The organism is Streptomyces violaceusniger Tu 4113 (assembly GCF_000147815.2).
GTDB classification, from domain to species: domain Bacteria; phylum Actinomycetota; class Actinomycetes; order Streptomycetales; family Streptomycetaceae; genus Streptomyces; species Streptomyces violaceusniger_A.
In genome coordinates this window covers 5,241,583-5,260,330 of record NC_015957.1, presented here as the reverse complement: position 1 = coordinate 5,260,330, position 18,748 = coordinate 5,241,583, and the positions used below count along the sequence as shown (strand labels likewise).

The 18,748-nt window shown below is 68.7% G+C and carries 18 protein-coding genes and 3 pseudogenes; 16 read left to right on the top strand and 5 right to left on the bottom strand.

All coding sequences use genetic code 11. The annotated features are described in order from the left end of the window. Nucleotides 1-66: 66 nt before the first annotated feature. On the bottom strand, nucleotides 67-648 hold the full coding sequence (locus STRVI_RS21765; protein WP_251982706.1) for a LysR family substrate-binding domain-containing protein: 582 nt from the start codon (nucleotides 646-648) through the stop codon (nucleotides 67-69). 125 nt (nucleotides 649-773) lie between these two features. Between STRVI_RS21765 and STRVI_RS52830 the strand changes: the two genes are divergently transcribed. The 8 genes and pseudogenes from STRVI_RS52830 to STRVI_RS54675 form a co-directional block, all read left to right on the top strand. Then, nucleotides 774-926 carry a hypothetical protein gene (locus tag STRVI_RS52830; protein WP_162953233.1) on the top strand — a complete coding sequence of 51 codons (153 nt, stop codon included), beginning with the start codon at nucleotides 774-776 and terminating at the stop codon, nucleotides 924-926. A 206-nt stretch (nucleotides 927-1,132) separates the two neighbouring features. Then, entirely contained in the window at nucleotides 1,133-2,611 is a 1,479-nt protein-coding gene (locus STRVI_RS21760) for a UDP-N-acetylmuramoyl-L-alanyl-D-glutamate--2,6-diaminopimelate ligase (protein ID WP_014057794.1), read from the top strand. Between the two features lie 279 nt (nucleotides 2,612-2,890). Then, a pseudogene (locus STRVI_RS21755) lies at nucleotides 2,891-3,477 on the top strand (DUF4232 domain-containing protein). A 426-nt stretch (nucleotides 3,478-3,903) separates the two neighbouring features. Beyond that, nucleotides 3,904-4,986 carry a S1 family peptidase gene (locus STRVI_RS21750; protein ID WP_043236303.1) on the top strand — a complete coding sequence of 361 codons (1,083 nt, stop codon included), beginning with the start codon at nucleotides 3,904-3,906 and terminating at the stop codon, nucleotides 4,984-4,986. A gap of 36 nt (nucleotides 4,987-5,022) precedes the next feature. After that, nucleotides 5,023-6,069, top strand: coding sequence for an IS630 family transposase (locus STRVI_RS21745; RefSeq protein ID WP_167543197.1), 1,047 nt, complete (start codon nucleotides 5,023-5,025; stop codon nucleotides 6,067-6,069). 366 nt (nucleotides 6,070-6,435) lie between these two features. Beyond that, the gene (locus STRVI_RS21740; RefSeq protein WP_043236301.1) at nucleotides 6,436-6,879 is read left to right on the top strand and encodes a MarR family winged helix-turn-helix transcriptional regulator; all 444 of its coding nucleotides are present in this window, start codon (nucleotides 6,436-6,438) and stop codon (nucleotides 6,877-6,879) included. Nucleotides 6,880-6,904: 25 nt separating this feature from the next. Further along, the gene (locus tag STRVI_RS21735) at nucleotides 6,905-7,786 is read left to right on the top strand and encodes an SDR family NAD(P)-dependent oxidoreductase (RefSeq protein ID WP_014057791.1); all 882 of its coding nucleotides are present in this window, start codon (nucleotides 6,905-6,907) and stop codon (nucleotides 7,784-7,786) included. Between the two features lie 105 nt (nucleotides 7,787-7,891). Beyond that, nucleotides 7,892-8,194, top strand: a pseudogene (locus STRVI_RS54675) (MMPL family transporter); the annotation flags it as partial. Between the two features lie 1,353 nt (nucleotides 8,195-9,547). On the opposite strand, the gene STRVI_RS21725 reads toward STRVI_RS54675, so the two are convergent. Beyond that, on the bottom strand, nucleotides 9,548-10,393 hold the full coding sequence (locus STRVI_RS21725) for an oxidoreductase (RefSeq protein WP_014057790.1): 846 nt from the start codon (nucleotides 10,391-10,393) through the stop codon (nucleotides 9,548-9,550). Nucleotides 10,394-10,500: 107 nt separating this feature from the next. Here STRVI_RS21725 and STRVI_RS21720 point away from each other — a divergent pair, with 107 nt between their 5' ends. Together STRVI_RS21720 and STRVI_RS56420 are read left to right on the top strand one after the other, a co-directional pair. Continuing rightward, nucleotides 10,501-11,415 (top strand): LysR family transcriptional regulator, encoded by a 915-nt coding sequence (locus tag STRVI_RS21720; protein ID WP_014057789.1) that lies wholly within the window; start codon nucleotides 10,501-10,503, stop codon nucleotides 11,413-11,415. Between the two features lie 183 nt (nucleotides 11,416-11,598). After that, nucleotides 11,599-11,808 (top strand): annotated as a pseudogene (locus tag STRVI_RS56420) (hypothetical protein); the annotation flags it as partial. 121 nt (nucleotides 11,809-11,929) lie between these two features. Here the strand turns inward: STRVI_RS56420 and STRVI_RS55610 are convergent. Together STRVI_RS55610 and tnpA are read right to left on the bottom strand one after the other, a co-directional pair. Then, nucleotides 11,930-12,058, bottom strand: coding sequence for a hypothetical protein (locus STRVI_RS55610; RefSeq protein WP_286012092.1), 129 nt, complete (start codon nucleotides 12,056-12,058; stop codon nucleotides 11,930-11,932). A gap of 119 nt (nucleotides 12,059-12,177) precedes the next feature. After that, nucleotides 12,178-12,594, bottom strand: coding sequence for an IS200/IS605 family transposase (gene tnpA, locus STRVI_RS21710; protein ID WP_014057787.1), 417 nt, complete (start codon nucleotides 12,592-12,594; stop codon nucleotides 12,178-12,180). Nucleotides 12,595-12,622: 28 nt separating this feature from the next. On the opposite strand from tnpA, the gene STRVI_RS21705 reads away from it, so the two are divergent. From STRVI_RS21705 to STRVI_RS21685, 6 genes are all read left to right on the top strand, one after another. After that, nucleotides 12,623-13,972, top strand: a complete 1,350-nt coding sequence (locus STRVI_RS21705; RefSeq protein WP_014057786.1) for an RNA-guided endonuclease InsQ/TnpB family protein — start codon at nucleotides 12,623-12,625, stop codon at nucleotides 13,970-13,972. Continuing rightward, entirely contained in the window at nucleotides 13,947-16,283 is a 2,337-nt protein-coding gene (locus tag STRVI_RS21700; protein ID WP_014057785.1) for an amino acid adenylation domain-containing protein, read from the top strand. Before STRVI_RS21705 ends, STRVI_RS21700 begins: the two co-directional genes overlap by 26 nt. Next, nucleotides 16,241-16,738, top strand: coding sequence for a phosphopantetheine-binding protein (locus tag STRVI_RS21695; RefSeq protein ID WP_014057784.1), 498 nt, complete (start codon nucleotides 16,241-16,243; stop codon nucleotides 16,736-16,738). Before STRVI_RS21700 ends, STRVI_RS21695 begins: the two co-directional genes overlap by 43 nt. Continuing rightward, nucleotides 16,731-17,327 (top strand): hypothetical protein, encoded by a 597-nt coding sequence (locus STRVI_RS54665; RefSeq protein ID WP_251982705.1) that lies wholly within the window; start codon nucleotides 16,731-16,733, stop codon nucleotides 17,325-17,327. Before STRVI_RS21695 ends, STRVI_RS54665 begins: the two co-directional genes overlap by 8 nt. Nucleotides 17,328-17,407: 80 nt before the next feature. Continuing rightward, the gene (locus STRVI_RS54660) at nucleotides 17,408-17,743 is read left to right on the top strand and encodes a TauD/TfdA family dioxygenase (protein WP_251982704.1); all 336 of its coding nucleotides are present in this window, start codon (nucleotides 17,408-17,410) and stop codon (nucleotides 17,741-17,743) included. Between the two features lie 33 nt (nucleotides 17,744-17,776). After that, nucleotides 17,777-18,502 (top strand): thioesterase II family protein, encoded by a 726-nt coding sequence (locus STRVI_RS21685; protein WP_251982703.1) that lies wholly within the window; start codon nucleotides 17,777-17,779, stop codon nucleotides 18,500-18,502. Here the strand turns inward: STRVI_RS21685 and STRVI_RS51770 are convergent. Beyond that, on the bottom strand, nucleotides 18,482-18,733 hold the full coding sequence (locus tag STRVI_RS51770) for a condensation domain-containing protein (protein ID WP_123060288.1): 252 nt from the start codon (nucleotides 18,731-18,733) through the stop codon (nucleotides 18,482-18,484). The genes STRVI_RS21685 and STRVI_RS51770 overlap by 21 nt on opposite strands. Nucleotides 18,734-18,748 lie beyond the last annotated feature (15 nt).

Genomic DNA, 18,748 nt, shown 5'->3' with positions numbered 1-18,748 from the left:
GCGGGGCGACCGATCGCCGGGATGGGGACCGAGGGGACACGACACCGACGCCGGCACATCCCGTCTCTACCGCCCAGTTGCGTCCCCGCAGTCCGTCGCCGCCTCGGCGAGTGCACGTACCAGTGGGGTCGCGCGGTCCGTGCGCCAGATCAGGGCCCACTGGACGGGCGGGGCATCGTGGAGGGGGAGGTAGACCACGTCGGTCTGCGCGTTGTAGCGCCGCCCCTCGTCGGGGACTGTGCACACCGCGTCGCCTGCCGCGACGAGGGCAAGGATCTCGTAGAAGGTGGCGACGGCCGGGCCGCGGCGGACGGGGCGTCCAGCCGGTGTGCGGGCCGGCAGGACGGCGCTCTCCCAATAGGCGGGAAGAAGGCCGTTCAGGCGCGGAACGATGTGGTCACCGAGCACCTCCAGGCTCACCGACTCCTGCCGGGCGAGTGGGTGGTCCGCGGCCACCACCAAGTGGAGCGATTCCTCGCGCAGCACCACTCCGACGGTCAGGTCCGGCTCGCGGACCGGCAGCCAGGTGGACACCGCATCGACCTCACCGGCCCGCAAGGCTCCGAACGGATCGCTGAAGAACACCTCCCTGAACCGGAGTTCGACGGACGGGTGCAGGGCCCGGAAGCGGGTCAGGACCGGACGCATGTCATGCATTTCGGCGCCGGTGTCGAGGTGCGGCCACGGCTGTCAGACGGTGGCGAGCGGGCCACCGGCCCGGCGGCGCCCCGGAGGTGGGTTTCGAGCCGCTCGAGTGAAAGTACACTCGGCCCATGGGTCGTACACGTGCCGTGAGGGAGTGCCTGCAGCAGGCCACCGGTGCGCTGTGTCCGGCCGCTTCGGGTCCGGCAGCCGTCGGCTTGGCGACCGCGGCTGACGCCCGGGCGCCGCAGACCGGCCGCAGCGCGCTGCACGGCCACGGCTAGCGATTCTCACGGCCCCTGCCCTGGCTCGCTGCACTTCCGAGAACACGTAGGACGTCGCCTGCTGGGCTGAGCCGTCGCGTCCGGCTCTCATCGGGCATGTCCCCGCCCCCTGCTCCACGTCATCACCGCAGCTTCCGGCGCTCCGTCGGTGCTGCCGCCTGGCGACGGCCGCGCGACCGGGCCGCGCCACCTTCGAAGGGATCATTGTGAAGCTGAGCGAGCTGCTGGCCGGGCACGACCACCACATTCTCCAGGGTGACCCGGAGACGACGTGGATTACCGCGGGAACGACCTTCGACGTCGGCCGGGTGACGCCGGGTTCGCTGTTCATCGCGGTGCCCGGGCACGGTGAAGGCGGTCCCGGCTCTGTCGGACCGGCCCTTGCACGCGGTGCGGCGGCGGTACTCGTCGACGGCGGGGCACCCGATCTTCCGATGTCGGCGGCGGGCGTGTGCGCCGTGTCGGTGCCGGACACCCGGACGGCAGCCGCGGTCGTCGCCTCCCGCTATTTTGGTGCGCCGGGGCGGCAGATGGACATGGTGGCGATCACCGGCACCAACGGGAAGACGTCGGTGTCGTACATGGTCGAGTCAGTGTTGCGACTCTCCGAGGGCGCGACGGTGGGGGTCATCGGGACGGCCGGCAGCCGGATCGGCGACGAGCCGATCTTGATGCCGAGGTCGGTCCTGACCACGCCTGAGTCGCCGGACTTGCAGTACCTGCTGGGCTGCATGCGCGACCGCGGGGCCGGCAGCGTGGTGCTGGAGGCCACGTCGATGGCTCTGCTGACGCACCGGGTGGACTGCGCGTTCATCGACGTCGGGGTCTTCACCAACCTGACGCAGGATCACTTGGACGATCATGGAACGATGGAGAACTACCGGGACGCCAAACTTCGCCTGTTCCAGGGCCTGTGCCGGCGCGCGGTGGTCAACGCCGACGATCCGGTGGGCGCCGGGATCCAGGCGATGATGCCCGGCGCGGTCACCACCTACGGCCTCGACACCGAGGCGGCGGACTACCGGGCCACCGAGCTCACCGTGGATGCTTCCGGCACGCGGTTCGTCCTGCACCATGACGGCCGCAAGTATCCGGCGGCGATTCCCGTACCGGGCCGGTACTCGGTGGCCAACGCGCTGGCCACCGTGGCGGCCTGCCACGCCCTGGGGCACGACCTGGGCGGCTTGGTCGCCGCGCTCGACCGGATGCCCCCGGTCCCGGGCCGGTTCGAACGCTTTCGGACCCCGCGCGGCACATCGGTGATCGTGGACTACGCCCACTCACCGGACTCCCTGGACAAGGTCCTGACCACCATCCGGGGCTTCGCCCCCGGCCGTGTCATCACCGTCTTCGGCTGTGGCGGGGACCGTGACACCACCAAGCGGGCCGAAATGGGCGAGATCGCCGGGACCCACTCCGACCTGTGCATCCTCACCTCCGACAACCCCCGCAACGAAGACCCCGAGGCGATCCTGGACCAGATCACCCCAGGTCTCACGGCAACCGGCACACCGTTCGAACGGTTCACCGACCGCCGTCGCGCGATCGCCTTCGCCCTGTCGGCCGCGGGCCCGGACGACATCGTTCTGATCGCCGGCAAAGGCAGCGAGCCGCACCAGATCGTCGGTGAAAAACTGCTCCCCTTCAGCGACATGGCAACAGTGCGCGAACTCGCCCGGGCATAGCGGAGTCTGTCCCGCGTCAGGACACAAGCTGTCTGGCGGCGGGTCTGGGACCAGGTGGACGCAGTGGTCTGTGAGGCTGAGACAGAGCCTCACGCACGCCTTGGTCCGGCCCGCGGCCGCGCAGGACCATGGCGACAGGGGCGAGCAGGACGAGGACCATGACGAGGTCGCCCGACCGACGAGGCCGCTGCTGACCGCTGCGCGGGCCCGCGCGATGACGGAAGCGTGCCGGGGGGTTGGCGTACGTACTGGGTGCCTGGGAGCGCCGAGTGGCGCGGGATCAGCGGGTCCATCGGGGGCGGTCCGTTGTGGGCGCGTTCGTCGTCCGCGTCGAGTGCGAGTTCCTCGGGCGGCGGTTCGGGCTCGGGCGGTTCGGATCAGGGCGGCGGGAAGGACTCCGGCGGGCAGGGCACGGCCGCCGGGACCGGCTCCGACGAGAACGGCAAGGTCGGCAAGTGCCGCACCGACGAGCTGGAGGTCACGGCGGCGGACCGCACCATCGACGGCGACGGCGAGGGCACCGTCGCGGTGACGCTGAAGAACGGTGGCGGCCGGGACTGCACGGTCTCCGGGTTCGCGGGCGTCGATCTGAAGACCAGCGAGGGGGCGCTGTCCGCGAAGCGCAGTGGTGAGCCGGCCGACCCGCACGTTCTCAAGGACGGGGAGTCGACGTACTTCGGCGTCACTACCCGATCAACGAGTCGGGCGGCTCCGGCGTCCGCGTCACGGGGCTGGTGGTGACTCCGCCGAACGAGACGAAGTCGGTCACCCTCGACTGGCCGGGCGGCGGCACGCTGCCCGTGACGGACGGCGCCGGCTCCCCGGTGAAGGTCGGCCCGATCGGGGGCATCGGCCAGGGCGGCTGACCCGCACGTCCCAGAGTGCTCGGGCCGCACCGCGCCGCTGCCCGAGCACCCGCCAGTACGGCCTGTCCCAGCGGGCTCTGATCGCCGTCTGGGGCCGCATCGCCTCACCGTGCTCGCCCGCAGCGGCCTCCAGAGTGGCTTCATTCACGTTCGGCAGCAGCGTTTGTCGTTGAGTTTCGGTTCTGGCTCGCTTCTGTGCAGCGGCGACTCCGCATTTTACTGATGGGGTTTTTCGGCCGAACTCGCTAAATTCAGGCCAACATGCCATCAGTAAGCGGAACTTTCGTATCCAATTCACCGACTATTAATCTTCTGTGCCAGCCTCGCCCGGAGCGCGTCGATCAACAGGAATGCACTTCGACTTCGGAAATATGAGGGGCATACGTGCGAAGACGTCATCACGCGTATCGGGGGATAGTCGCGGCGGTGGTCGGCGGATTACTCACTCTCACCACCCTGACCGCCGCCCAAGCAGCGCCGGCACCACTCACCGATCCTGCCAAGGCGGCAGCGATTGTCGATCAGCTGGGCAACAAGCGCACAGCCGGCATCTACTACCGGAACGAACGACTCGTTGTCGCCGTCACCGATCAGGCCGCGGCAGAAACCGTGCAAAGCGCTGGGGCGGTAGCGGAGGTCGTCCTGCACAGCACGACTGAGCTCAGCTCTGCCAAGGCAAAACTGGATCAACTGGAAGGGGTACCCAACACTGCCTGGAGCATCGACCAGACCAGCAACCGGGTGAACGTACAGATCTACGACGGGGTTTCTGACGCCGACAGGTCTCGAATCGAGAAGGCAGTTTCCGGATACGGAGACGCGGTCGACATAACCGAACACTCTAGCAAGATCGAATCGACCGCCTATGCCATGCGCGGCGGCCTGGGCATCACATCGGAATGCACCTCGGGCGGGTCGGGCTGGATCACCACTTGCACCGCCGGGTTCAACGTGCAGAACGCCAGCGGCAAGAAGTACATGCTCACCGCTGGCCATTGCATGGAGGACGGCGCTGTCACCTGGCATCGCAGGACCGGGGACATTCCCCTCGGAAGGGCCACCGACTGGGTCTTCGGGAACGGCACGGATCAGTCCGACTACGGGGTGGTGGGGTACTCCAACAGCAACGTCACGCCGTACGGGACGATCCAGTACAAGGACGGCTCGGAAGGGCAGATCTCGCGTTCCGCCTCTGCGTTCGAGGGGGAGAAGGTGAAGCGCGTGGGGACCATGAGCCAGGACCTGGTGGGCATGGTGCTGGCGACGGACGTGACGGTCACCTACACCGACGGCATCACGCTCCGGCACATGATCGAGGTGAGTAACTGCTCGGTGCATGGTGACAGCGGAGGACCCCTCTTCAGCGACGAGACCGCTCTGGGCATCCTGTCGGGCGGCAGTTATGTCGATGAGCCCTGCGGGGATTCCGACCCCCAAGCGGACCGTTCCAGCTTTTACGAACCGGTATACAAGGTGCTCCTCTGGGAAGGCCTGAAGATCTACTATTGATCCGAAACGCTTTGGGTTCGGGCTCGTTGACGGTGTGTGAGTGATCTGGTGGGGGACGCGCGGACCTGGTCGCCGGACGCGCAAGAGGCCGTGCGGTTGCTGGCGGTATCCGCGCTGGTGGAGGGCCGGGACCGGGTAGAGGTTGCCGCCTTGTTCAAGGTGTCGGTCAGGGCGGTGGACAACTGGTGGGCGAGGTGGCGGGCCGGCGGACGGGACGCGCTGCTGTCGCGTCCTCGAGGCCGTTGTGCGGGTGAGCATCAGGTCCTGTCCGAGGCCGAGCAGGCCGCCGTGCGGCAGGCTGTCCTCGATCACACTCCCTCCGGCCTGGGGCTTTCCGGTCAGCTGTGGACGCGGGGCCAGATAGGCCGACTGATCTTCAAACTGTACGGGGTCCGCTTCACCGAGCCCGGGGTGGGCAAGTACCTCAAGCGCTGGGGGCTGACCTTCCAGCGACCGGACAAGCGAGCCATCGAGCAGGATGCGGAAGGGGTCCGGACCTGGCAGGAGGAGACCTGGCCGGCGATCCGGGCCCGGGCGAAGGCCGAGAGGGGCGAGATCCTGTTCGCTGACCAGGTCGGGATCCGCTCGGACCAGGTCACCGGCCGTACCTGGGGCGTCAAGGGGCAGACTCCGGTGGTCCGCCGAACCGGGAACCGGTTCTCCGTGAACGCGATGTCCGCGATCAGCACCAAGGGCCGGATGCACTTCATGGTCTTCACCGAGTCGTTCGACGCGACGGTCATGTGCCGCTTCCTCGCCAGGCTCGTCGGGCACTTCGGCCGGAAGGTCCACCTGATCGTCGACCGGCACTCGGCCCACCGTTCGAAGGCCGTCCGGGCCTGGCTCGCCGACCACGAGGAGAAGATCGAGCTGCACTTCCTGCCCTCGTACTCACCCGAGCTGAACCCGGACGAGCTGGTCAACGCCGACCTCAAGCGCAGCCTTCCCCACAGCCACCGGGCCAGGAACCAGACCGAACTCGCCAGCGAAACCCGCAGGTTCTTCCACCGCCGACAACGCCAGCCCCATGTCATCACCGGCTACTTCAAAGCCCCGCACGTCCGCTACATCATCGACGAGTGAACCCCATGAGTTTCTGATCAATAGGCACACCGGGGTCGGTCCTGGGCTGTGGCGCGGAGGTGTCGAGGCGTCGGGACTACGGCAGGGCGGTGGCCGACTTGCTCGCCGCATGGTTTGTCGATGACAACACCTGGCGGGTTGTTCCGGTCCTCATCTGCGTCACCTTGCGGCGAGTGACTTTCAGGTGGGTCGGCCTGGAGCTGCGGGTTGCCGGACCGTCCCGGCACGTCAGGCAAGAACGACTCTTCGGGCGGGTGTGGGTTTGTGCCGCTGGGAAGCGGGGGCGGGTACGTGCTCCTGTGGGCGGGGTCGGCCGAGTATGCATGGGAGTTCCAATTATTGGAATTTCCATGTACTTTGGTTGTTGTGGATGATGCCCGGCTCAGTGAACAGTTGATCGATTACCTCTTCGCGGTCCGTACCCAGGTGCACGGTGAGTTGAAGGATCTGGCCCGCGAGGCGGGTCTGACCGACACTCAGACTGATGTGCTGTGGCGGCTGAGCCGGGAGGAGGAGACGACCGCCCGCCGTCTGGCTGATCGGCTGCAGTGTGACGCGTCGACTGCCACGTCGATGATCGACCGGCTGGAGAAGCGGGGTCTGGTGCGCCGCGTCCCTCACCCCGGTGACCGGCGCGCAAAGTTCATTCAGCTCACCCCTGAGGGATGTGACCTGCGCGACCGCGTCGTGGAGCACACCCTCGAGCACTCACCGTTCGCCCGCCTCGACCGAGAGAGCCGGCTGCGCCTGCACGCGCTGCTGCGCGAAGTCGTCGACGGCGCGGCATCGGCCGGCGAGGCCACCCAGTGACGGAGCACCCGGACAAGGAGCGGCAATGAACAGCACGACCACGGTCATCACCGGCGGCGGTTCGGGCCTGGGCCTGGAGACGGCACGCCGCCTGGTCAGGCTGGGCCAGAGCGTCGTGCTCGTCGGCCGGGACGAGGCACGCACCCGTGCCGCGGCCGACAGCCTGGCGGCCTTGGCCCCCGCCGGCGGCAACGCCGCGCCGCCCAAGACCTACACGGCCGACTTGGAGCAGTGGTCGCAGGTCCGCTTCCTGGCCGCGAAGCTGGCGGCCGACGGCGTCCCTGTGGATGTCCTCATCAACAATGCGGGCGCGGCCTTCCCCGGGTACCGGCAGACCGCGGACGGTGTCGAGCGCACCTACGCCATCAACCACCACGCCCCGTTCCTCCTCACGCACGCCCTGCTGGCCGAAGGGGCGCTCACCGACGGAGCGCGGATCATCAACATGTCCTCGTTTGTGGAGAAGCGCGGCAGGCTCGACGCCAACGACCCGGACGTGGCCGGGACTTCGTGGGGCAACCGTTTCTACAACCAGCCGAACGTCTACGCCACCAGCAAGCTGGTCAGCCTGCTGGCCGCCCGCGAGCTGGCCCGCCGCCTGCCGGACGGAATGTACATCTACAGCGCCAACCCGGGGATGGTGAAGGGCACCGCGATCAACAGCAATGCCGGTGGCCTGATGCGGCTGACCGCGCCGCTGTTCAAACCGTTCGCCATCCCGGTCGAGGAGGGCGTGAAGACCCCGGTATGGCTCGCTGGCGCCCTGCCGGCGCCGCAGCCCAGCGGCGGCTACTTCACCCAGTCCAAGGCGGACATGCCCTCGCGCCCGGCCCAGGACGAGGCGCTCGCCCTCCGCGTCTACGACAAGACGGCAGCCCTCCTCGGGATTGAGCCCCTCAAGAAGTAGGCCGACCGGGCCTGTTGAACGTTGAACTCCGCTGCTCCGCCGCATTCCGCGCTCACCGGCCTGGAATTTCTCCGGTACATACCCCGCACCGTCGAACCGGAGCCATCGCGGCGACGACCCGAGACGGTGCACGACATCCGTGCACCGGCAGGCGGCCGGCCTGGGGAGACGAGTGCGCAGATCTGCCTGTCCGGCACCACGGCCATCAACACCGGCTTCTCGCAGGTTCCCAACGATGCGATGCTGCCCTACCTGGCGCTCGTGGTCGGCTTGGCCTTCATTCTGTTGATGCTGGTGTTCCGCTCGATACGGGTGCCGCTCAGGACGGCGCTCGGCTTCCTGCTGTCGGTGTTCGCGGCGCTCGGCGCGGTAGTGTCGGTGTTTCAACTCGTGTGGGCCTCCGGCCTGTCGACTACGCCCGACCTGCGCGAATGGTTGCCAAGTAGTCTCTGGTTTGCTGCGGTTGACCTCCACCTCAATGTGGCGGTGTCCGTGTCGTCTACCGGGTGCCACGTAGGTGGTTCTGGCGGGTGGTGACCAGGGCGCGCCAGCGTTCTCGGACGGTGTGTGTCGTCATGCCACAGGACGGTGCTCCCAGTGGGCTGGGGCCAGAGAAACGCCCCACCGAGCGCGAGGAGGACCGAGACGGAGGAGAAGAGCCACCGGCGCCGCGACATGATCGGCATACTGCCAGGCCGCAGAGGTACGTGGGGTCGTCTTTGCCGAGCGGGCGGGTGCAGCTGAAGCGACGAGCTCGCGTGCGGTCGCGCTGCGCCCAGTCGTGCCACCACCAGCATGCCGAGCCCGGGTGCGAGCCCGCACGCGGCCGGGGCCGGCGCGAAGCGCACCAGGCCGCCGCCGTACGCCCTGCCGAGCCCCGAGGCGGTCGGAGGGGGCACCTGCGGAGATCATCAGGACGGCGGAGATCGGCGTGTATCCGTCCACGACCCACTGCGGGCCGGACATGCCGCGGCCGAGGCTGCGGTCGATGCCGGGCAGCGCGACGGTGCGGATCAACGCGTCCAGCCAGATGAGGAGGAAGCCCAGCAGGGCGGCAGCGAGCACCATGGTGGATCCCCCCGGGCCGTCTGCGGCGTATCGGCCGCGGCCCGGAGGCAGAGGAGGACGTGAGCAGATCAGGCACTCCTGAGATCTTCTTGAAGGTGTTGCCGTCGAGATGGGAGGTCAGGGGCGAGCGCTGACAGGCCAGCTGGTGGCGGGGGCACCTTGGGGCGGTGGGAGTGAGCGAATGCCGGGCGGCGGGAACATGGCCGCCCGGCGTAGCGGTAGGTGCGTGTCAGCCGGCTGTCTGTGCGGGCGAGTCCTTGTGGCCGCATTCCTCAGTGGCCGTCTCGCCGCCGAGGTGGTCGGCCGAGCGGGCAGGGTCGCTCGGCCGATTTCCCGGGCCTGTTCTCATTGGATGCCGCCCATGCGAGGCGTGCGGATTCGTCCGGCAGCCCGCCGGGGAGAGGGCCTCAGCCTGGGTCTGTGGTGATCGGGGTGGCGTGTTCGGCGGCAACCGGTCAGCTGCAGGGGGTGCGGTGGCCGGTCCGGGGTGTGCGCGTCGCGTCGCGTGGGTGGCGCGGGAGGCGCTCTTGAGGGGTCGGCGTGGTCTGGACACTGATCGGGCGGGCGGCCGCGGTCCCTCACCGGCGTGGGTCTCGCCGGGCTTTCCCACTGGCTTGGGGGGTGATCGAGTCAGGGGAGGGGTGGCCCTGGTGGATTCCGGGGGATTCCCGTCGCCCGCGTCGCGCTGGACTGTCACTGTGTGCCGAAGTCCGTTCCTCGGGAGATGTTCTCCCAGGTGGCGAGTTCGGCCCGTACCGAGTCCAGGTGTCCGACGAGGGAGTCGACCGCGTCGCTGCCGAGGGCGAGCCGCAGCGGGGTGTTCTGGGCGTCCAGGGCCAGCCGGATCGCCGCCGCTGCTTTCGCCGGGTCCCCGGGCTGGGTGCCGTCGCCGTCCTGCAACAGCTTCCGGGTGGCGCCGACTTTCTCCGTGTAGGCGGGGTGCTGCTGGGAGAAGTGGGCCGCGTCCTTGCCGAAGAGGTTGGTGCGGAACGCGCCGGGCTCCACGATCAGCACCTTGATGCCGAACGGTGCCACTTCGTCGGCCAGGCCCTCGGAAAGCTGCTCCAGTGCGGCCTTGGTCGCGCTGTACGCGGAGAACCCGGCGAAGGACAGCTGTCCGCCGAAACTGCTGATGTTCACGATCGATCCGCTGCCGCGCTCCCGCATCTGCGAGAGCAGTGCCCGGGTCAGCCGGGCCGGGCCGAACACGTGCAGTTCGAACAGGTCGCGCAGCTCCCGGTCGGTGGTCTCCTCGAACGCTCCGACCTGCGTGCGCCCGGCGTTGTTGACCAGCACGTCCACCCGGCCGTAGCGGGCCAGGACGTCAGCGGCCACCACGTCGATCCGCCCGCCGTCGGTCATGTCCAGGCCGATCGCCTCCACCCGGTCGGGGTGCGCGGCGACCAGGTCGGCCAGCGCTTCGGTGCGTCTGGCCGTGCCGACCACTGTGTCACCGGCGGCGACCGCGGCCTCGGCGATGGCCCGCCCGAAACCGCTGCTCGCACCGGTGACCAGCCAGACCTTGCCGTTCTCGGTCATCTCTTCGTCTCCTTGGTCAACTGTGTTCGGGACCTGCCCGCCGGCAGCTCCCATCCTTCGCCGGGATCCGGGACCGTGTCCAAGTCCTGTTGTGATAGCTATGAGTTATGGACGTCCATGGGCGCGATCTGCGCTACTTCGCCGCGGTCGCGGAGGAGTTGAACTTCACACGGGCCGCCGAGCGGCTGTTCGTCTCCCAGCCCGCGCTGAGCAAGCAGATACGGATGCTGGAGAAGCAGGTCGGCGCGCGTTTGTTCCACCGGGACCGGCGGGTGGTGCGGCTGACGGTGGTGGGGGAAGCCCTGCTGCCGCACGCCCGCGGGATGCTGGCCGCCTGGGGGGCCGCCGAGGCGGCGGTGGAGGAGGCGAGGGCCGCCGAGCTGCACACTCTGGTGATCGGCATGTCCACTAGTCCGGGCCGCGGGCTTCTGCCCGCCTTGCGGACCCGGCTGGTCTCCCGGTTTCCGCATGCACGGCCCGTCCTGCGGCAGGTCAACTGGGCTGATCCCAGTGCCGGGCTGGCGGACGGGTCCAGCGATGTCGCTTTCGTCTGGCTGCCGCTGCCGGACGGCGACCGCTACCGGTATGCGGTGGTGGCCCGGGAGCCACGTCTTGTGGCACTGCCGCGGGGGCACCCCCTGGCGGCGCGGGCCGCGGCCGATAGCCAGGGGGCGGTGGACTTCACCGATCTCCTGGACGAGCCGATACTCGCCCTGCCTTCCGAGGCTGGTCCGCTGCGGGACTACTGGTTGGCCCTGGACGCCCGGGGCGATCGCGCGCCACGGATAGGCGGGGTGGTGGGCAGTGCCGAGGAGACCCATGAGGCGGTCGCCAACGGCCAGGGCGTGGCACTGCTGGCCACCGGCAACGCCCCGCTGGTCGTCCGGGACGGGGTGATCGCCGTGCCAGTGCGGGGCATCTCCCCCTCCCAGCTGGCGGTAGCCGCCCGCCGGGTGGACGAGCGGCCCTTGGTGCTGGCCTATCTGGCGGCGGCGGCAAAGGTGGGAGCCGGACCCTCCTGAACCGGGCCGCCCCATGGCACTTCGCGCGGCCGTCCGGCCGCCTGCCAATCGAAGCTATGACAACGTGGCAGCGGTTGTCTTTCCGCACCCTGAGGGTGCGTGTTTTCGCTGGTCGGGCATAGGGCCGGTGATTGCGGTGGGAGCCCCGTGGCCTGTCGTGTCGTCGCTCATGGGAGGTCGCGGATGCCGTCGGATGTCGGAGTACTGGAACAGCGTGAGGTTGCCGCACGCCGTCGTGTCGACGGGCTGCGGGAGGAGGCCGGCCGCGTCCAGGCAGAGCTGGCCGCGGCCGAGCGGGAATGGCAGGAGTGGGCGATGGCCCGCCGGCGGGTCGATACGGTGCTGGTTCCGGATGACGGCAACGCCGCCGAGGCTAAGGACGCCCCGGATCCGCAGGATACCGATGCGCACTCGGTGCGCGGGGATTATCCACCGCTTGGGCAGCACCACGAACCCCTTGTGGTCGTCGCTGCGTTTGACGATCGAAACGATCAGGGCGAGCGTGGTCAGGCAGTTACTCGACGAGACTGGCGGTGTAGCGGCCGTCAGCGCAGACCAGGGTCAACAGGTCTTGTTCGCCTGCCACTTGCTCACGCAGCACCTGGGCGGCGGTGCGGTCACCGGTGCGCGCGGCGGTGACCATCCCCCCATCAGCAGGCCGAGCGTGTCGACCACGACATGCCGCTTACCGGGACTCTTGCAGAAAGTCCCGGCGTTCACGCCCGGGGATGAATGCGTCTCAAGACTGCTCTGAGGTGCACTTCAGAGCGGACGTTTTTGCTGCTCGATGTACTGACGGACGATCGCCAATGGTGCTCCGCCGCACGATGCGGAGAAATACGAGGGCGACCACAGGTGCCCGTGCATGATGGCGCGGTTGATCCGGCCGGTGAACTCCTGACGTATCCGGCGGGCAGAGACGCCCTTGAGGCTGTTGACCAGCTTGGATACGGCGACCCTGGGCGGGTAGTGCACCAGGAGGTGGACGTGGTCGTGTTCGCCGTTGAACTCCTTCAGCTCCGCTTCGAAGTCCTCGCACACCTTCCGCATGATCTCCTCGCAGCGTGTCAGCATCTCGTCGTTGAACACTCCGCGCCGGTACTTCGTCACGAAGACCAAGTGCACATGCATCGCCGAGACGACGTGTCTGCCACGCCTGTAGTCGTTCTGCCTGTCCATGAGACCAACCGTAGAAGGATCTTTGGTCATGCAGCTCCGCTACAACTACCGGGCCTACCCGGACGCTGCCCAGCGCCGTGCGCTGGCGAGTGCGTTCGGGTGCGCCCGCGTGGTGTGGAACGACTGCCTGCGCGACCGGAAGGAAGCACACGCGGCAGGGCTGCCATACGTGAAGTCGGCCGAGCTGTCCCGGCTGCGCATCACTCAGGCCAAGCGCACCGAGGAACGGGCCTGGCTCGCCGAGGTGTCAGCGGTCGTCCTGCAACAGTCCCTGCGGGACCTGGACACCGCCTACAGCAACTTCTTCAACAGCCTGAAGGGCAAGCGGCGGGGCCGGAAGGTCGGCCCGCCCCGCTACAAGTCGAAGAAGGACACCCGGCAGTCGATCCGCCTCAACACCAACGCCTTCTGTCTCCAGGACGACGGCAGGGTGTACGTGGCCAAGGTGGGCAACCTCAAGGTCACGTGGTCCCGCCGCCTTCCGGCGGCCCCGACTTCCCTGACCGTCACCCAGGACAGCTCCGGCCGGTACTTCCTCAGCTTCGTCGTGGACACCGAGCCGGACACCCTCCCGCAGGTGGAAGCGGAGTCCGGCATCGACCTCGGCCTGTCCGCGTTCGCGGTCCTGTCCGACGGGACGAAGATCAGTGCCCCGCGCTTTCTGCGCCGGGCGGAGAAGAAACTCAGGCGTCTTCAGCGGGAGCTGTCCCGCAAGGCCAGGGGATCGAGGAACCGGGCCAAGGCCCGCATCAAGGTCGCGCGCCAGCACGCCAGGGTGGCGGACCGGCGCCGGGACTTCCACCACAAGGCATCGACACAGATCATCCGCGACAACCAAGCGGTGTATGTGGAAGACCTCGCGGTGTCCGGCCTCGGGCGCACCCGGCTCGCCAAGTCCGTGCACGACGCGGGATGGTCCGCGTTCGTCGGCATGCTGGAGTACAAGGCGGTCAAGCACGGCCGCACCTTCGCCAAGGTGGACCGGGCCTTCCCGTCCTCTCAGGTCTGCTCGGCCTGCGGATACCGGGACGGACCCAAGCCCCTGCACGTCCGGGAGTGGACCTGCAGGGCCTGTGGCACCGTGCACGACCGCGACCACAACGCAGCCCGCAACGTCCTCTTCGAAGGAGGCCGTATCGTCGCCGCCGGACGGGTGGAGACGCTAAACGCCTGTGGAGCGCCGGTAAGACGGGCACACGTGCCCGCGCAGCGCGTTGAAGCAGGAAGCCCCCGGAAGGGTCAGACGACCCAGGCCGGAATCCCTGGACTTCAGGCCAGGGAGCACGTCAAGGAAGGGTGCAACACTGACATTCGCCGAGCTGGACGCTCAAGTCGCGTCCTTAGCAGGACGCTTGTGCCGCTGCGGTGTGGTCGCTGAGGTGCCGGTCGCGGTGTGCCTGCCACGCTCAGCCGACAGCATCGTGGCCCTGTTGGCCGTCATGCGGGCGGGTGGCGTCTATGTTCCCCTGGCCCCGGAGTGGCCCGCCGACCGCACCGCCTACGTCCTCGACGAGATCGCGGCCCGCATCGTCATCACCCGCGACCTGCCCGCCGATCCTGGTCGAGTCCACCTTGACCCCCGACCGACCCCGTCCGACGACCCGGAGCCTGTGCCGCGTCTCCACCCCGACCAGGCCGCGTACATCATCTACACCTCGGGCTCCACCGGCACTCCCAAGGGCATCACCGTCCAGCACCGCTCGTTCAGCCAACTCTTCCGCCATGTACGACAGATGGCGGACGGAATTTCCCGGAGTAACGTCGCGCACACCACCGAGATGACCTTTGACCCGTCGCTGGAGCAGTTTTTGTGGCTGGTCGCCGGACACACTCTGCACGTGGTGCCTGAGGATGTGCGCCGCGACCCTGAGGCGCTGGTGGGCCTGGTGCGGCGGGCCGCGATCGACGCTCTCAACGTCACCCCCTCCCATCTGGGCATGCTGATCGAGGCCGGACTTCTTGAGGGTGACCGGGTTCCGGGGACGGTCCTGGTGGGCGGTGAGGCGGTGTCCGCAGCGCTGTGGCGGACGTTGCGAGAGCGGGCCACCGACACACGCTTCTTTAACCTGTACGGCCCTACCGAAGGCACCGTCGACGCTACCTGTCACGACCTCTCCGCGCCCGTTGACGTCCCCGTCATCGGCGCTCCCTTGCCGCATGTGCGGGTCCGTGTACTCGACGCACACCTTCAGCCGGTGCCCGTCGGTGTCGCCGGGGAGATCTACCTCGGCGGCCTGGGACTTGCCCGCGGCTACGTCAACCGCCCCGGTCTCACCGCCCAGCGCTTCATCGCTGACCCCTACAGCAGCACCCCCGGCAGCCGCCTCTACCGCACCGGCGACCGGGCCCGCTGGCGCCCCGACGGCACCCTCGAATACCTCGGCCGAACCGACGACCAGATCAAACTCCGCGGCTTCCGCATCGAACCCGGCGAGATCGAAGCCACCCTCACCCAGCACCCCACCGTCAAGGAAGCCGCTGTCACCGTCGCCGCCGACAACAATGGCGCTGCCCGGCTGATCGCCCTCGTCGCCCTCGCCCCCCGTGCCATGCACAGCAGTTCGCCCGGAAGCGGCCAGAACGCCCAGGTCGAGGACTGGAATGCCGTCTTCGAGACGACCCACATCGACGCCGCCGACGGCGAACTCACCTTCAACATCAAGGGCTGGAACGACAGCCTCACCGGTGCGCCGATCCCCGCCGAGCACATGCGGGAGTGGGTCGACACCACTGTCGGCCGGCTCCTCGACCGGCCGGCCAAGCGCGTCCTGGAGATCGGCTGCGGCACCGGGCTGCTCATGTGGCGGCTGCTGCCGTATGTCACCGAGTACACCGGCACCGACTTCTCGCGGCCCGCCGTGGAATGGCTCCGGGACGGGCTGCGGCGTCGCCCCGCGCACCAGGCGAGGCTGCACCACCGCGAGGCGACCGACTTCACCGGCGTCGACGCCGCGTCGGCCGACCTCGTCGTCATTAACTCGGTCGTCCAGTACTTCCCCGACCGCGACTATCTCGACGCCGTCCTGGACCGCGCCGTTGACGCCGCGGCCGACCAGGGGCGCATCTTCGTAGGAGACGTACGCAACCTCGCTCTCGCCCCGCAGTTCTACGCCCGCCAGGCCCTCGCCCACGCCGATCCCGGCGTATCGGCGCAGAACGTGGCCCGCACGGCGCGCGCATTCGAACACCGCGACAGCGAGTTGCTCATCTCTCCCGAGTATTTCACCGCGCTCGCCGCTCGCTCACCCCGCGTCACCGGCGTCGAGATCCTGCCCCGCAGGGGACAGCACCGCAACGAGATGAGCCTGTACCGCTACGACGTGGTGCTGCACGTGGGCGACCTTCCGGCGGCCCCGGAGGTGGAGGTGGTCACCTGGGGCGAGCAGGTGTACGACCTCGGGGCGCTGTCAGCCCGCCTGGACCACGGGGGCCCGGACGCCCTGCTCGTGCGCGGCGTGGCCAACGACCGACTGACCCGAGACAACGAACTGCTCGAAGCACCCGTACGCACGGTAGCCGTCGACCCCGAGGATCTGTGGGCGCTGGCGGACTCCACCCCCTACCGGGTGTGCGTCAGCTGGGCTGCGGCCGACCCGATGCGATGGACGTTCTGCTGGTCCGGCAGGACGCCCACGACGACCGCCCGGTGCTTGTCCCCTACCGTGCACCCGCGCCATCGGCCCGGCTGACGAACGCGCCTACCCGACATCGTCGCGCCACCAAGGAGGGATCCGCCGCCGACGGGCTGCGTTCCTGGCTCGCTGAACGGCTCCCCTCCCATCTGCTGCCCGCGCGGATCGTCGAGGTGACCGCGCTGCCCCGCACCGGCACCGGCAAGCTCGACCGGGGTGCACTCGGCGGGCTCGTCACCGCGGGCCGCACCACCAAGCAGAGCGACAGCGCCGCCGCGACACCCCGCACCGGCCTCGAACGAACCGTGGCCGACGCCTGGGCGCAGGTGCTCGGTCTCCCTGAGGTCGGCGTAAACGACAACTTCTTCGCCCTGGGCGGGGACTCCCTCCTCGCCATCAGGGCCGTCGCCCAGTGCCGCCGGGCCGGCGTCCAGCTGACCGTCCGGCAACTGCTCAGCGAGCCGACCGTCGCCGCGCTCGCGGCAGCCCTCGACGAGGAGAACCATGACTGACACTCATTTGCGTACCGTCGCCCTCACCGAGGAGGAGAACGCCGAGGTCGACGACCTGCTGCGCTCCCTCGCCAATGTGCCGGTCGACTCCACCATGGAACTCCTGCACCGCACCCGGCTTGCCGCACAAGAACTGCCGCTGCGCATCCGCACCGAACTGACCGGGATGCGGCTCTACGACACTCCGCGCGCCCTCGTCGTCACGGGCTTCGGTATCGACGACCACCAAATCGGCCCAACCCCTGCGGCCCGTCCCACCCCTGAGCCCGAGCGAACCCAAGCCGAGGAACTCCTCCTCCTACTGCACGCGGCCCTGCTCGGCGAAGCCTTCGGCTGGGCCACCCAGCAGAACGGCCGGCTCATCCACGACGTGCTGCCCATCCCCGGCGAGGAGACCGAGCAGATGGGCTCCAGCAGCAAATCCGAGCTGTTGTGGCACACCGAGGACGCCTTCCACCCGCTGCGCTGCGACTACGTGGGGCTGCTGTGCCTGCGCAACCACCAGCGTGCCGCGACCACATTGGGCTGGCCTGACCTGTCCCGGCTGCCCCCGAGGACCAGGCCACGCTCCTCGAGCCCCGCTACCTGATCCGCCCCGACACCTCGCACACTCCCCAGCAGAACACAGCGGGTACTCAGTCCGCCGATCGGTTCGCGGCGATCGCCGCAATGGACGACGACCCGAAGCGCATCGCAGTGCTGTTCGGTGCCCCCGATGACCCGTATCTGCGCATCGACCCCGCCTATATGAGCCCGGTGCCGGGGGACGCGCCCGCTCAGCGGGCTTACGACACCATCGCCGCGCTCATAGAGGACGGTCTGCAGCACGTCACGCTGGACGCGGGCTCGCTGCTGCTCGTCGACAACTACCAGGCCGTGCACGGCCGCAAGCCATTCGCCGCCGCCTACGACGGCCGCGACCGCTGGCTAAAGCGCGTCAACATCACACGCGATCTGCGCCGCTCCCGGTCCGCCCGGCAGTCGGCCACCTCGCTGCTGGTGTGAGGGACTGCAGCAATGGACCTCACATTCACCCGTATGAATCCCTGGTACAGCCGCTCCTGCGACGGCCCGCCCCGGATTCGGCTCTGCGCGCTGCCGTACGCGGGCGGCACCGCCGCTGTCTTCAAGGACTGGGTAGCCGCACTGCCTTCCGGCGTTGAGTTGCTCACGGCACATCTGCCGGGCCGCGGCGACCGGTTCGCCGAGCCGCCCCTGGCCACCCTGGAGGATACTGCCGAGCAGCTGTGTCAGGCGCTGCCGCCCAGCGACCTTCCCACCGTCGTTCTCGGCCACAGCATGGGCGCCCTACTGGGATACGAACTCTCGGTGCGGCTCACGGCGCGGGGCCGCGCCCCGAGCCTGCTCATCGCCGCAGCTTGCCGCCCTCCGCATGTCGCGCCAGGCGACGCTTCCCCCGTGACCGAGGACGAGCTGACCACCGCCCTGCGGGACGAACGTCCCTGGGACAACGCCCTATTTGACGAGGAACTCATGCAAGCGGTGCTGCCCACTCTGGTCGCCGACATCGCGGCAGGTGACCGCTACCACCGTCCGCGGCCCCCCACGCTCGACCTGCCCCTGAAGGTCTACTTCGGAGCCAGCGACGACGGGACCGACTGGCAAACCACCCTGGACTGGCGCGCGTGCACCGATCGCGACTGCGAGGTGGTCGTCATGCCCGGCGGCCACTACTTCGTGGAGACCGACCGCGCGGCGGTCCTCGCCCGCGTCGCCGCAGACCTAGAAGCGGTGGTGGCATGACCACTCACGTCGATCGCCGTTCTCCTCGAAGAACCGGCGATGCAGCGCATCGGATTCCGCGACGGCCCGGCGCAATGCCGACTCGAAGCGGACCTCATCGACCAAGCCACTGATCTCAATATATTCGCCGACGCGATAGATCGGGCTTTTCGGACTCCATTGCTGAGCGCGCCAGATCTCGCGCTGAGCAGACGACACCGAAACAGCATCCGGGCACACCATAAAAGACACCCCAGGCTCCCGGCG